Origin of the sequence: Methylobacterium sp. E-005 (assembly GCF_022829725.1) — a bacterium.
In the GTDB taxonomy this organism is placed as follows: Bacteria; Pseudomonadota; Alphaproteobacteria; order Rhizobiales; family Beijerinckiaceae; genus Methylobacterium.
Genome location: NZ_JAKSYG010000240.1, coordinates 50734 through 64348, shown reverse-complemented (window position 1 = coordinate 64348; position 13615 = coordinate 50734). Strand labels below are relative to the sequence as shown.

Genomic DNA, 13615 nt, shown 5'->3' with positions numbered 1-13615 from the left:
GCTCGGCGGTGGAACACGACATGGCTTCTGCGGACGCAGCGATCGGCATCCCGGCTGACGGACGGCGGCGCGGCCTCGCGGGCCGCGACGTGCCGGACGTGGTGCGCGTGCTCCTCAACGGGGCGGTCTTCGTCCTGCTCTGGAACCACGTCTGGCTGAAGGACCTGTCCGACCGCTCGATCCTGGCGGCCTCCGAGGATGGGAGCCTGCTGACCCAGGTGCTGTTCCTCGCCGCCGGCACCGCCATGGCGCTGGCGATCCGCCGGATCGGCGTGCGACACCTCCAGCCGCTGCTGACCCGGCCACTCCTGCTCTGCGCCCTCTGGCTCGGCCTGACGACGCTGCTCTCGATCGAGCCGAGCCTGTCGCTGCGCCGGCTGGCGCTGTTCGTGATCGCCGCGATGCTCTCGGCGGGCGTCCTCATTGTTGCCCGGTCCCCACGGCAACTGGCCCTGAGTCTGGCCGGGGCGGCCCTGGTGATCGTGCTCTCCTCCTATCTGGCTGTGGCCCTCGTCCCGAACCTCGCCATCCATTCGGCCTTCGACGTCAATTCCGACCCGAGCCATCCGGGCCTCTGGCGCGGGATCTTCCCGCAGAAGAACGAGGCCGGGGCCGCCATGGTGATCCTTGTGATCGTCGGCCTCTACGTCGCCACCGCCGCCAGCCGGTTCCTCGGCTGGGCCATCGTGCTGCTGGCAGCCGGGTTTCTGCTGGCGAGCGGCTCGAAGACCGCGATCCTGCTGCTGCCGGTGATCCTCGGCGTGACGGGTCTCTGTCAGGTGCTGAAAGGCGGGTTTGCCCGGGGCCTGCTGTTGCTCGGCCCGGTGGTCGGGTTCTCGCTGGTCTCCATCGGCTCGGTGCTGATTCCGCCGATCCAGGAGGCGGTCGGGTCGCTGCTGACCGACGCGACCTTCACCGGGCGCAGCGAGATCTGGCAGTTCGCCATCGACAACATCCTGATCCGCCCCTGGCGCGGCTGGGGGATCGGCGCGTTCTGGATGACCGAGCGGACCATGTATGCCGGCTCCGAGGAGCTGACCTGGGTCAACACGGTGGATCACGCCCACAACGCCTATCTCGACACGGCGCTGATCGGCGGCCTGCCGTTCCTGGTGCTGACCGTGGCGGCCTTCGTGCTGGCGCCGGTGCGCGACCTGCAGCGCGTGGCCGGCGGTGGCCGGCTCGACGCGGAGACGATGCTGTTTCTCAGGCTGTGGTTCCTGGGCCTCGTCTCGGCCTCGTTCGAGACGGTGCTGTGGAACGGCAACAACGCGACCTGCTGCCTATTCATGATGGCGGTGTTCGGCCTGCGCCTGCGCACGCGCTACGCCCTGGCGGCGGCTTGAGGACCGGTCGCACCGTTCATGAGACGCGGCCGCGTTCGGCGAGGAAGTCGAGGAGCGCGCGCACCCGCGCCGGCACGGGGCCGCCCTGGCCGACATGGACCGCGTGGAAGGCCTCCCGGTCCCCGGGATTGAGCGGCTCCAGGACCGGGACGAGGCGGCCGGCCGCGATGTCCGCCCGCACGGTGAAACGCGTGAGCCGCGCGAGCCCGTTGCCGGTCAGCGCCAACTGGCGGAGCGCCTCGCCGTCGCTCGCCTGCACGCGCCCGGTGACGGGTACGAGAACCGTGGCCTCGCCCTGCCGCATCGGCCAGCCCTCGACCGTGCGGACGTAGCCCAGGCCGAGCCGGTTGTGGCCGTCGAGATCCGCCACCGTCTCCGGTCGGCCGAAGCGGTCGAGATAGGCCGGCGCGCCGACGATCACCATCCCGGTCTCCCCGAGCTTGCGCGCGACGAGCTGGGATTGCTTCAACCCTCCGGCGCGCACCGCCACGTCGGTCCGCTCCGCCAGGAGATCGACGACCCGGTCGGTCTGCACGAGATCGAGGGTGACGCCCGGATAGCGGTCCTGGAAGTCCGGCAGGTTCGGCGCCAGGACGTGTGTGGCGTATGAGGCGCTGGTCGTGAGCCGGATCCGGCCGACCGGCTGCTCCCCGGCCCGCGCGGCCCCCTCCGCCTCCGCGATATCGGCCAGGATCCGGGTCGCCCGCTCGTAGAAGGTGCAGCCCTCCGGCGTGAGCTGGAAGGCCCGCGTTGACCGGTTGACCAGCCGGGTGCCGAGCCGCGCCTCCAGCCGGGCGACGAGCTTGCTTACCGCGGAGGGCGTCATCCGTCGGGTCCGCGCGGCCGCCGAGAACCCGCCCTGTTCGACCACGCAAACGAACACGTCCATCTCGCCGGCGCGGTTGATCTCGGGGCGGGGCATCGGTCCTTCACGTCACAGATGCTGTGCTGATGAGCTGTCTATGGCACCGCCATGGCCCGGTCTATCGCTCGGCGCGGACCGGCTGCCTCTCCGGCCCGGCACGCCCGCTCCCCTGCCCCGTCGCGCCGAAAGGACCGCACCATGGAACATCGATACCTCGGCCGCTCCGGCCTGAAAGTCCCGGTTCTCAGCTTCGGCGCCGGCACCTTCGGGGGGACGGGGCCGCTGTTCGGCGCCTGGGGCAACACCGGCGTCGCGGAGGCGCGGCGGCTGGTCGACATCTGCATCGAGGCCGGCGTCACGCTGTTCGACACGGCGGATGTCTATTCCCACGGGGCCTCCGAGGAGGTGCTGGGCGCGGCACTGAAAGGTCGGCGCGGCCAGGTGCTGATCTCGACGAAGACCGGCCTGCCCATGGGCGACGGTCCCAACGAGGCTGGCACGTCGCGCCATCGTCTGATCCGGGCGGTCGAGGACGCCCTGCGGCGCCTCGGCACCGATCATATCGACATCCTCCAGCTCCATGCCTTCGATGCGGCGACGCCGGTCGAGGAGGTGCTGTCCACCCTCGATGCGCTCGTGCGCGCCGGCAAGGTCCGCTCCGTCGGCGTCTCGAACTTCGCCGGCTGGCAGATCATGAAGGCCCTGGCGCTCGCCGACCGGCATGGCTGGCCGCGCTACGTGGCGCATCAGGTCTACTATTCGCTGATCGGGCGCGACTATGAGTGGGACCTGATGGCGATCGCCGCCGATCAGGGGGTGGGCGCTCTGGTCTGGAGCCCGCTCGGCTGGGGACGCCTGACCGGGCGGATCCGGCGGGGAACCCCGCTTCCGGACAGGAGCCGCCTCCACGAGACGGCGTCTTACGGGCCGCCCGTCGATGAGGAAAAGCTCTACCGGGTCGTCGATGCGCTGGAGGTGGTCGCCCTGGAGACCGGCCGGAGCGTGCCGCAGGTGGCGCTCAACTGGCTGATCCAGCGGCCGACCGTCTGCTCCGTGATCATCGGCGCCCGGGACGCGGACCAGCTCCGGGACAACCTCGGTGCGGTCGGATGGTCGCTCACGGCCGAACAGATCGCCGGACTTGACGCCGCCAGCGAGACCGCGGTGCCCTATCCGCATTTCCCGTATCACCGGCAGGAGGGCTTCGCCCGGCTGAACCCGCCGATGGTGGGGTAGCAAGCCTTCAGACGCGCACGGCTCACAAGGCCGGCCGCCCTCGGCCGGTCCATCAGCCCACCGGAGCCGTCTCCCGCGCGAGCCAATCGATGACCGCCTTCAACGCCGCGCCTTCGCTGGCACCACCGTCGCGCGCGGCCGCGTAGGCCGCGAGCTGGCCGGCCGCGCTCGAGCCGTTTCGCGCGATCACCGTGGCGTGCGCCACCTGCGCCGTGCAGCCGAGCGCGGCCGCGTCCTCGGCGATCAGATCGAGCAGCGCGTCCAGCGCGTCGCTCAAAGGAACGGCGCGCCCGGCCGTCTCATCGATCAGCGACGCGCCCGTGCCGTCGCGCTCGGCCCGCCACAGGTTCTCCATCACGAACCCCCGCGAGGCCCCGGTCAGGCCGGCATGGATGTCCGGGCGCCGGTCGAGCAGACGGACGAGGCAGCGGTAGAGCTGGGCGATGGTCAGGCTGTCGTCGAGCCGCGTGCAGCTGTCGGCGACGCGCAGCTCCAAGGTCGGGTATCGGATCGACGGACGGATGTGCCACCAGAAGTACGTCGGATCGGGCACGGCGCCGGCCGCAGTCATGACCCGGACATAGCGGGCGTAGTCGGCGTCGTCGTCGAACAGTTCGGGGAGCCCGGTGCGGGGCAACTCGGCATAGGCCCGCAACCGGTAGCCGTGCAGCCCGGTGCGACGGCGATCGTAGAACGGCGAGGAGGTTGAGAGGGCGAGCAGCAGCGGCAGGAACGGGTAGATCCGCCGCATGATGTCCACTCGCTGCTCGGGGCGCGGCACCTCGACATGGACGTGCAGGCCGGCGACCACGGAGCGGCGCCCGGTGATCTGAAGGTCGTCCATCATCCCGCGGTAGCGCGGTTTGTCGGTCTCCTTCTGCACCGCCCAGACGGCGGTGGGGTGCGTGCCGGCGGCGAACAGTTTGAGCCCGTGCGCGCGGGCGGTCGCCTGGAGCTTGTCGCGCAGATCGCCCAGCGCCGCCCGCGCCTCGTCGACGCTCGCCGTCGGCTGCGAACAGATCTCCACCTCGTTCTCGAGGAGTTCCCGCTCGACCGAACCCAGGCGTTTCGCTGCGTCGTGGAACCCCTGGATCGACGCGCGCGGCGCGCCCCGCGAGCGGGCGCCAGCCAGGAAGAACTCCTCCTCGATGCCGAACTTGAAGGCGTGTCCCGACCGCTGCGCCATCGTGTGGTTCCGATCCCTCGACGTGCGGCCGCCGGTGACGCGCGCCTCGGATCGGCACCGCTGTCAAAGCCGGACAGACCGACACCATGCGCGATCCGGGCCAACGTGCGGAAGCGGCGATTTTATTTTGGTTTTCGCCGGGCGCCGCCGCAGCCCATTCTGCAATCGGGCGGTCCCAGATCGGACGTGCATCGCCCGTGTCCCGATCAGTGCCCGGCCGGCTCCGGCGGCACCGGCCGCGGGCGGCGGTCGTCGCCGATCGCCACGAAGGTGAAGGTTGCCTCCGTCACCTTCATGGTCGCCTCGCTCGCCCGCTCGCGCCGCCAGACTTCGACCTGGATGCGCAGGGACGAGCGTCCGACAGTTACCAACCACGCGTAGAGGCTGACCTCGTCGCCCACGAAGACCGGGTGGTGGAAGGTGATCGCATCGACCGCGATGGTGGCGCAGCGCCCCCGGGCCCGTCGGGCCGCGACGTTGCCGGCCGCCAGGTCCATTTGGGCCATCAGCCAGCCGCCGAAGATGTCGCCGGCCGGGTTGGTGTCGGCCGGCATCGCGATGGTGCGGATCACCGGCGGTCCGCGATCGGTCGGCTGGGCCTGCGCCCGCTCGATCGTGCCGTCCGTGCTCTGCGCCTCTGTCATGGTCCGGAAAGAGCCCCCGCCTCTGGCAGGAACCCTTCCCGTCAAGCTTGGCCACGGTCAATCGGGCAGCGCGAAGACCAGCACTGCGTCGCCGGTGCCGAAGCCCGACGCCTTGGTGTAGGAGGCGCCGCCCGCCGCCACCGCCACGTACTGCCGACCATCCAGCGCGTACGTCATGGCCGGCCCGCTGATTCCCGCGCCGCACTGGAAGCGCCAGAGCACCTTGCCGTCGCGGGCATCGTGGGCGTCGAGATGGCCGTCCTCCTCGCCGGAGAAGACGAGGCCGCCTGCGGTCGCCAGCGTGCCGCCCGAGAGCCGGCTCGCCGCACGGACCGACCACGCGATCGTACCGCCGTTCTTCAAGTCGACGGCGGTCAGCGTGCTGAAGGACGGCTCGTCCTTGGCCTCGCCGGTCTCCGTATAACGGATCTCCGGCCGGCCCGCGGCGGCCGGCACGGTCTTCACCGTGTAGGTCGTCGCCCCGTGGCGAACCTGCACGTAGGCGAGGCGCCCGTCATAGGCGGTCGGCGGCCACGAGACCGCGCCGAGGGGGCCCGGCGCCACCACCGTGCCCTGGGCTGTCGGTGGCGCGAACAGATTTTTCTGATCGAGGAGCGGCGCCGAGCGCTCAAGCAGCTTCCCGGTCGCCCGGTCGTGGACGTAGATCCAGCCGGTCTTGCTCGCCGAGGCCACCGCCTTGGCGCCGTTCGGGCCATCGAGCAGGAAGGGCGGCGCGGCAACGTCGTAGCCCCACTCGTCGTGCGGCACCTGCTGATAGTACCAGCGCAGCTGGCCGGTCTTCACGTCGAGCGCCACAAGGCACATCGTGTGGAGGTTGTCCCCAGGGCGGGAGAGCCCGAAATTCTGCGGCGCCGGGTTGCCGGTGCCGAGGAAGATCAGGCCGAGATCGGCATCGTAGGCCGGCGTCATCCAGAGGGAGCCGCCGCCGACGCGCCACGCGTCGCGGTTGGTCGGCGCAGCCGCCTTCTCGGCGGGGATGTCCCGGTGGAGCGGCGTGCCGTCGGCGGTCTTCTCGACGTAGCCACCCTCCCAGCCCTCCGAGGGCGTGACGTACCAGCGCCAGCGCTCCGCGCCGGTCTTCGCGTCGTAAGCCGCGAGCCAGCCGCGCCGCCCGTAGCCGCCCTCGATCCCCACCACCGCGCCGCCGTCGAGGCCGCCAGCCTCGTCCTCGATGTGGAGGCCGTAGCCCGCGCCGGTGACGCCGACGATCACCAGCCCGTCGGCGACCAGCGGCGGCATCTTGAAGCCGAGCCGGCTCGACCCCTGCACGGGCTTGCCGCCGAGGGTGGCCGCCAGCCCCGAGGCGGTCTCGGTCTCGCCCTCCTCCGGGCGGACTGCCTCCTTGTCCCAGACGATCTTGCCGGTCTTGGCGTCGAGGGCGATCAGCCGCCCGTCCATGGTCGCCTCGAAGACGAGGCCGCCGGAGACCGCGAGCCCGCGATTCGAGGGCGGGCCGAAGATCTTTTCCGTGCGTGGCCTGTGCGTGTAGGTCCAGAGCGGCTTGCCGGTCCTCGCGTCGAGGGCTGCGACGTTGTTCTGCGTGGTGGAGAGGTAGAGCGTCCCGTCCACCATCACGGGCTGGGCCTGGAAGTAGCCGGTGATGCCGGTCTGGAACATCCAGGCGGGTCGCAGCCGGGCGACGTTGCCGCGGTCGATCTGCGTCAGCTCGGAAAAATTGCGATTGCTGGGATCGTGGCCGAAGGCTGGCCAGGGGGTCTCCGCGGCGGAGGCCGCGTACGGCGCCGCGACCAGCCCTGCGCAAGCGAGCCAGAATTTCATGTCGATCCAAGTGATGGGCGGCACGGCGTTTCGTTTCCCTGTTTTCTGGTTGACCGTCCCCGCGGAGGCTGGATAGCGGCGGGCGGTTGCGAACGGTCGTATCTTACGGGATACAGTTTTGGCCGAAGTGTTGACTGCGGAGGTGTTCGATCGGTGGATCGGCCGGCTTCGCGACACAGTCGGACGGGCCCGCATCCTGCGCCGGATCGTGCGTCTTCAAGAGGGGCATCGCGGGCACGTGGCCCCGGTCGGCGGCGGGGTGAGCGAGATGAAGATCGATACAGGTCCCGGTTACCGTGTCTACTTCGTCGAGCGCGCCGATGGCGGGATCGTCATCCTGCTCTGCGGCGGCGACACGGATTCGCAGGCCCGAGACATCGCCCGGGCACGCGATCTGGCACGGACGGTCTGAGCAGGCATCGCATGGCCGGTACCACGACACCCACGCGGCCCTTCGATGTGGCGGTCCATATCCGCACACCCGAGGAGGCCGCTGCCTACCTCTCGGCGGTCCTTGAGGAAGACGATCCCGCGGCGTTCCGGCGAGCGCTCGGTGACATCGCACGGGCGCGCAGCATGGCGTCTGTCGCGGATGCCAGTGGCCTCGGTCGCGAGAGCCTTTACAAGGCTCTCTCGCAGACCGGGAATCCGAGTCTCGACACCATACAACGGGTGATCGCCGCCCTTGGGCTGACGCTGGCCGTGGTGCCGGCCCGGCAGGTGACGGTGGCAGATCGGAGCTGACGCTCAGCGCCCCGCCGCATCGAGCTGCCCCGGGGTCGCCTGAGCGCCCATGGCCCGGGCCATATCGGCGGCGCTCTGGCCGGAGGCGTCACGCCGGTTCGGGTCGGCCCCATGTTGGAGCAGCAGGTCGACCATGTCGGTCCGATCGAACATCGCGGCCGTCATCAGGGCGGTGCGGCTGCCGTCGCCGGTCCCATCCACCGCGGCCCCGTGCTGGAGCAGCAGCCGCGCCATCGTGAGATCGTTCTTGAAGGCCGCACCGGCGAGGGGCGTCTGGCCGCGATCGTTGGCGAGTTCCGGGTCGCCGCCGGCCTCCAGAATCACCCGGGCCGCCTCGGCCTGACCGTTATAGGCGGCGAGCATCAGCAGGCTGTCACCCTTGTCGTTGCGCAGGTTCGCCGGCAGACCCTGCCCGAACAGCTCCGCGAGTTCCTCCGCGTGGCCCATCCGGGCGTACTGGAAGACCCGGGCCGCGAAGGCCAGGGTGTCGTCGTCGAGGGTGGGGCGCGCGTTCGGGTCTGAAGCCATCGGGTGCTCGTCTCACAGCCGGATCTGATCCGGGCCGATGCGGTACTGCGGTTCAGCGTTCCCGGGAACAGTTTTGGCGCGATGCTCGTTCCAGCCCCCTACCGATGCCGGAGGACTTGGCATCTCGGGAGTTCAACGATGCCCCGACCGTTCGAGCCCTATGCCGACGCGCTGCGCACCGCCCGCGAGATCGTGCGCGAGCAGGTGGGGACCATCGTGGAATCGGCCGTCCAAGCGAATGCGCAGGCCTACGACGAGGCCTGCAACGTCCTCGTCGTCCGGATCGCGCAGGCGATCGTCGATGCCGGTGAGTCCGCCGCCCTGTATCGCCGGGACCACGAGGCCGCGTGAGGCGTCAGCGGCACTCACCCCCGCTTCCGTCCCCCGCCGCCCTTGTACTTGGGCTTCTGCCCGCCGAGCCCCTGCGTCGAGCGCGGCTTTGGCCGCTCCTGCCAAGACGGGGCTAGGCCGCCGACCGGCAATTCCCGGTCCGTGCCCGGGCCCATATTGTCGAGGTCGGGCTTGGCGATGCGGCTGCCCCCGCCACCACGCGGCGGCTTCCGGCCGAACTTGCCGGCTTCGCGCTCCACGTCCCCCTGCCGGGCCATCGGATCGTCGGAGACCAGCAACTCGGTTGCTTGGAGCCGCTTCAGCTCGTCGCGCAGGCGGGCCGCCTCCTCGAAATCGAGATCGGCTGCGGCCGCGCGCATCCGCTTCTCCAGATCCGCCAGTACGGCCTTGAGGTTGTGGCCGACCGTGATGGCGTCCTTGGCCAGCCCGGTATCGACCTGGACGTGGTCGCGCTCGAACACGCTGCTCAGGATGTCGGCGATGCCGCGCTTCACGCTCTGCGGCGTGATCCCGTGCTCCTCGTTGTAGGCGAGCTGCTTGACGCGGCGGCGCTCGGTCTCGGCCATCGCCCGCTCCATCGAGCCGGTGATGTTGTCCGCGTACAGGATGCAGCGCGCGTCGGCGTTGCGGGCGGCGCGGCCGATAGTCTGGATCAGCGAGGTCTCCGAGCGCAGGAAACCCTCCTTGTCGGCGTCGAGGATCGCCACCAGGGCGCATTCCGGGATGTCGAGGCCCTCGCGCAACAGGTTGATGCCGATCAGCACGTCGAAGGCGCCGAGCCGCAGGTCGCGGATGATCTCGATCCGCTCCAGCGTGTCGATGTCGGAGTGCATGTAGCGCACGCGCACGCCGTTCTCGTGCAGGTACTCGGTGAGGTCCTCGGCCATGCGCTTGGTCAGCGTGGTCACCAGCGTCCGGTAGCCGGCCTGCGCCACCTCGCGCACCTCGCCCAGCAGATCATCGACCTGGCTGCGGGCCGGACGGATCTCGATCACCGGATCGACGAGGCCGGTCGGCCGGATCACCTGCTCGGCGAAGACGCCGCCGGTCTGCTCCATCTCCCACTTGCCGGGCGTTGCCGAGACGTGGACCGTCATCGGCCGCATCGCGTCCCATTCCTCGAAGCGGAGCGGTCGGTTGTCGAGGCAGGAGGGCAGCCGGAAGCCGTATTCGGCCAGCGTCGCCTTCCGGCGGAAGTCGCCCCGGTACATGCCGCCGATCTGCGGCACGGTGACATGACTCTCGTCGGTGAAGACCAGGGCGTTGTCGGGCAGGTATTCGAACAGGGTCGGCGGCGGCTCGCCCGGCTTCCGCCCCGTGAGATACCGCGAATAGTTCTCGATGCCGTTGCAGGCGCCGGTCGCCTCGATCATCTCGATATCGAAGGTGCAGCGCTGGTCGATGCGCTGCGCCTCGATGAGGCGGCCCATCTTGGTCAACTCCTCGATCCGGCCCTTCAGCTCGGTCTTGATGCCCTTGATCGCCTGCTGCAGCGTCGGGCGCGGCGTGACGTAGTGCGAGTTGGCGTAGACCTTCACGAACTTCAATTCGGAGAGGGTCTTGCCGGTGAGCGGATCGAACTCGACGATGCTCTCGACCTCGTCGCCGAACAGGCCGATCCGCCAGCCGCGATCCTCCAAGTGGGCCGGCCACAGCTCGATCGAATCGCCGCGCACCCGGAAGGTGCCGCGGGCGAAGTCGGATTGGATCCGCTTGTACTGGAGCGCCACGAGATCCGCGATGAGCTGGCGCTGCTCGATCCGCTCGCCGAGCGACACCGTGAACGACATCGCCGTATAGGTCTCGACCGAGCCGATACCGTAGATGCACGAGACCGAGGCGACGATGATCACGTCGTCCCGCTCCAGCAGGGCGCGGGTGGCGGCGTGGCGCATCCGGTCGATCTGCTCGTTGATCGAGGATTCCTTCTCGATGAACGTGTCCGAGCGCGGAACGTAGGCCTCGGGCTGGTAATAATCGTAGTAGGAGACGAAGTACTCGACAGCGTTGTCGGGGAAGAACGCCTTGAACTCACCGTAGAGCTGCGCCGCCAGCGTCTTGTTGGGCGCCAGGATCAGGGCCGGCCGCTGCGTCTCCTCGATGATCTTGGCCATCGTGAAGGTCTTGCCGGAGCCGGTGACGCCGAGCAGCACCTGATCGCGCTCATGGGCCTGCACGCCGGAGACCAGTTCGGCGATGGCCTTCGGCTGGTCGCCGGCCGGCGTGAATTCCGATTTCAGCGTGAAACGGACGCCACCCTCGGATTTCTGCGGCCGCTCCGGGCGGTGCGGCACCCAGGTCTGGCCGTCCTTGAACAGCGGGTTGCCCTCGATGAGCAGCCGCTCCAGCGCCGTCACCGTCGCCGACGCCCCGCCGTCGCCGCCGGGATCGGGCAGGTCGGCGCCCTCCGGCACCGGGCCGTCCTCCGGCGGGGTCAGGCCGAGGGCCTGGGCCAGCCGCGGGTCGACATCCGCGGCGTCGCCCAGCGCGAAACCGGCCTGGGGCGCCTCCGCGAAGCCGTCGCGGGCGATCTCCGCTCGGCGGGTCGCGGCCTGCGCGGGGCCGCCCTTGCCGCCGCGCCCCTTGGGCTTGCCCGGACGCGCGGGTGCCTCGGGGGGCGGCGCTTCGATCGGCGCCGGCCGGTTGCGGTTGAGTGCCGGGTTCAGCAACGCGGCGAGATAGGTGTCGAGCGGCTTCAGCTCGGGCTTCGACGCCTTGGCGGACGTGGTCGACACGGACGCGGCGCGCGATTTCTTCGGAGCGGGCATAGGTCCAATATGGGCCCGTCGGGCGCCGCGAGAAACCCTGTCGCGGCAGGAGTTTTTCCGCGCCGGGCCGTCGCGCGAAAGGGGAGCGGAGGAGGGGCGGTTAGCCTGTCGCGCTCCCGCCAACCCCGGAGGATGATCAACGCAATACAACCGTTAGGTAGTCTTCGCTTTACTCTGAACGCGTTGCGCCGATCTCATGTCTTGAAAACCGGCGTTCGAGCGGCCCGAATTGGCTTGCGATGGTCCGGTCGGGCCGTTACTTTGCGGTGCAAAGCACGCGTGATCATGGTGCAGCCCGGGGCGTGAGACGCATGCAGGATTTGGATAAGGCCTTGGCCGACATCGTGGCGATCCGTTCGCAGATCGCCCGCGACACGACGTTTCGCGGCGTGGGCGCGGCGACGGTCGCCGCCACCGGCGGCCTCGCCCTGGCCTGTGCGGTCGGACAGGCCCTGTGGCTCGGCGACCCGGCGGTGCGGACCGGCCTGTTCTTCGGTCTGTGGGTGGCTGCCGCGCTGGCGGCCTTCGCGATGATCGGCATCGAAGCTGTGCGGCGGACGCGTCGCCTGCACTCCGGCCTCGCCGACGCCATGGTGTGGAACGCCATCGAGGTCTTCCTGCCGGCGGCCGGCGCCGGGGCCTGCCTGGCGCTGGTGATCGCCCGATTCGCCCCCCAGGAGGTCTGGATGCTGCCGGGCCTCTGGCAGGTTCTGGTCGGCCTCGGCCTGTTCGCCTCGGCGCGCATCCTGCCCCGGGGCGTCCAGGGCGTGGGCGCATGGTACCTCCTCGCCGGGCTCGCCGTGCTGGCCTTTTCGGCGGAGACGCGCGTCCTCTCCCCCTGGACCATGGGCCTGCCCTTCCTGGTCGGTCAGACCTGGCTGGCTGCGATCATTCACCACGGTGCCCGGACCTACGATGACGGCCTCTGATCGAGACGATGGCCGCTTCTCCTACGAGGGGCTCGACCGGGTCATCCACGAGCGGGCGCGGCTCTCCGTTCTGACCTCCCTGGTGGCCCATCCGAAGGGATTGCCCTTCCCGGATCTGAAGCGCCTGTGCGGCCTGACCGACGGCAACCTGAGCCGCCACCTCGCGGTTCTCAGCGAGGCGGATTTCGTGACGCTTCAAAAGGGGTTCGCACAGAACCGCCCGCAGACCGTGTGCCGGCTGACCGCCAGCGGCCGCCAGCGCTTCATCGGCTATCTCGGCGTTCTCGAGCAGGTCGTCCGCGACGCCGCGGAGGCCGCCGAGTCCGGGCCGGAATCGGGCCGGCGTGGCCTCGATCCGGCCACGAAACCGGCATGAGACCGTTGAATCGTTCCAAGACTGTTCATGCCGCACCGATAAACTTCACCGATACGCTCTGGCCGGGAGACGATACGATGCACAGTGAGGCGGCGCCGAAGGCCCTGCACGCCGCGATCATCATGGACGGCAATGGGCGCTGGGCGACGCAGCGCGGCCTGCCCCGGCTCGCCGGGCATCACCGGGGCGTCGAGGCAATCCGGCGGACCGCCGAGGCCTGCCCGGATCTCGGCATCGGCACGCTGACCCTCTACGCCTTCTCGGCCGACAACTGGCAGCGCCCGGCCGAGGAGGTCGGCGGGCTGATGCGGCTCCTGCGCTCCTACCTGCGCAACGAGACCCAGCGGCTCGCCCGTACCGGCACGCGGCTCAGCGTCGTCGGCCGCCGCGACCGGCTCCCGGCGGGGATCCCGGAGGCGATCGCGGCTGCCGAGGCCGCCACCGAAGCCGGGACCCGCCTGCACCTGCGGATCTGCGTCGACTATTCCGCCCGCGACGCGATCATCGCGGCGGCGCGGCGCCTCCAGGGCGAGGAGCCGGTGACGCGCGAGGATTTCGGGGCGCTGGTGGCCGGCGCGATGCACGGCTCGCCGGTGGAGGTGGATCTGCTGATCCGCACCGGGGGCGAGCAGCGCCTGTCCGATTTCATGCTCTGGGAGGCGGCTTATGCCGAGCTGCACTTCACCGAGCGGATGTGGCCCGATTTCGGCCCCGAGGATCTCGCCGCCGCCATGGCGGAATTCCAGCGCCGGGAACGCCGGTTCGGCGGCTTGAAGACCGCGGCGGTTCCGGCGGCGGCCTGAGCGACGCTTGACGCGCGCCGCGCGCCGCGCAGAGGGTTT

14 protein-coding genes are annotated in these 13615 nt (G+C 70.1%); 8 read left to right on the top strand and 6 right to left on the bottom strand.

The genetic code is table 11. The features are described from left to right. Positions 1-20: 20 nt before the first annotated feature. Positions 21-1346: an O-antigen ligase family protein gene (locus MKK88_RS29865; RefSeq protein ID WP_244006575.1), complete on the top strand. Its 1326-nt coding sequence runs from the start codon at positions 21-23 to the stop codon at positions 1344-1346. Between the two features lie 16 nt (positions 1347-1362). Here the strand turns inward: MKK88_RS29865 and MKK88_RS29860 are convergent, their stop codons facing one another. Further along, complete coding sequence (locus MKK88_RS29860; protein WP_244006573.1) at positions 1363-2268, bottom strand: LysR family transcriptional regulator; 906 nt, start codon at positions 2266-2268, stop codon at positions 1363-1365. A gap of 141 nt (positions 2269-2409) precedes the next feature. Between MKK88_RS29860 and MKK88_RS29855 the strand changes: the two genes are divergently transcribed. Beyond that, positions 2410-3447, top strand: coding sequence for an aldo/keto reductase (locus MKK88_RS29855; RefSeq protein WP_244006571.1), 1038 nt, complete (start codon positions 2410-2412; stop codon positions 3445-3447). Between the two features lie 52 nt (positions 3448-3499). Here MKK88_RS29855 and MKK88_RS29850 read toward each other — a convergent pair whose 3' ends face one another. The 3 genes from MKK88_RS29850 to MKK88_RS29840 form a co-directional block, all read right to left on the bottom strand. After that, positions 3500-4633: a carboxylate-amine ligase gene (locus MKK88_RS29850; protein ID WP_244006564.1), complete on the bottom strand. Its 1134-nt coding sequence runs from the start codon at positions 4631-4633 to the stop codon at positions 3500-3502. Positions 4634-4839: 206 nt separating this feature from the next. Further along, on the bottom strand, positions 4840-5277 hold the full coding sequence (locus tag MKK88_RS29845) for an acyl-CoA thioesterase (protein ID WP_409566728.1): 438 nt from the start codon (positions 5275-5277) through the stop codon (positions 4840-4842). Between the two features lie 57 nt (positions 5278-5334). Further along, entirely contained in the window at positions 5335-7077 is a 1743-nt protein-coding gene (locus MKK88_RS29840) for a pyrroloquinoline quinone-dependent dehydrogenase (protein WP_244006983.1), read from the bottom strand. Positions 7078-7195: 118 nt separating this feature from the next. Between MKK88_RS29840 and MKK88_RS29835 the strand changes: the two genes are divergently transcribed. Together MKK88_RS29835 and MKK88_RS29830 are read left to right on the top strand one after the other, a co-directional pair. Then, the gene (locus tag MKK88_RS29835) at positions 7196-7489 is read left to right on the top strand and encodes a type II toxin-antitoxin system RelE/ParE family toxin (protein ID WP_244006562.1); all 294 of its coding nucleotides are present in this window, start codon (positions 7196-7198) and stop codon (positions 7487-7489) included. Between the two features lie 11 nt (positions 7490-7500). Next, positions 7501-7821 (top strand): addiction module antidote protein, encoded by a 321-nt coding sequence (locus MKK88_RS29830; protein WP_244006560.1) that lies wholly within the window; start codon positions 7501-7503, stop codon positions 7819-7821. Positions 7822-7824: 3 nt separating this feature from the next. On the opposite strand, the gene MKK88_RS29825 is transcribed toward MKK88_RS29830, so the two are convergent. After that, positions 7825-8349: an ankyrin repeat domain-containing protein gene (locus MKK88_RS29825; protein ID WP_244006553.1), complete on the bottom strand. Its 525-nt coding sequence runs from the start codon at positions 8347-8349 to the stop codon at positions 7825-7827. 138 nt (positions 8350-8487) lie between these two features. On the opposite strand from MKK88_RS29825, the gene MKK88_RS29820 reads away from it, so the two are divergent. After that, positions 8488-8700: a hypothetical protein gene (locus MKK88_RS29820; protein ID WP_244006551.1), complete on the top strand. Its 213-nt coding sequence runs from the start codon at positions 8488-8490 to the stop codon at positions 8698-8700. 14 nt (positions 8701-8714) lie between these two features. Here MKK88_RS29820 and uvrB read toward each other — a convergent pair whose 3' ends face one another. Then, positions 8715-11468, bottom strand: a complete 2754-nt coding sequence (gene uvrB / locus MKK88_RS29815) for an excinuclease ABC subunit UvrB (protein WP_244006550.1) — start codon at positions 11466-11468, stop codon at positions 8715-8717. Positions 11469-11779: 311 nt separating this feature from the next. On the opposite strand from uvrB, the gene MKK88_RS29810 reads away from it, so the two are divergent. The 3 genes from MKK88_RS29810 to MKK88_RS29800 all read left to right on the top strand — a co-directional run bounded on the left by MKK88_RS29810 (position 11780) and on the right by MKK88_RS29800 (position 13576). Beyond that, positions 11780-12397, top strand: coding sequence for a hypothetical protein (locus MKK88_RS29810; protein WP_244006548.1), 618 nt, complete (start codon positions 11780-11782; stop codon positions 12395-12397). After that, positions 12384-12773: a transcriptional regulator gene (locus MKK88_RS29805; RefSeq protein ID WP_244006547.1), complete on the top strand. Its 390-nt coding sequence runs from the start codon at positions 12384-12386 to the stop codon at positions 12771-12773. Before MKK88_RS29810 ends, MKK88_RS29805 begins: the two co-directional genes overlap by 14 nt. 77 nt (positions 12774-12850) lie before the next feature. Continuing rightward, complete coding sequence (locus MKK88_RS29800) at positions 12851-13576, top strand: di-trans,poly-cis-decaprenylcistransferase (protein ID WP_244006545.1); 726 nt, start codon at positions 12851-12853, stop codon at positions 13574-13576. The last annotated feature ends 39 nt before the right edge of the window (positions 13577-13615 follow it).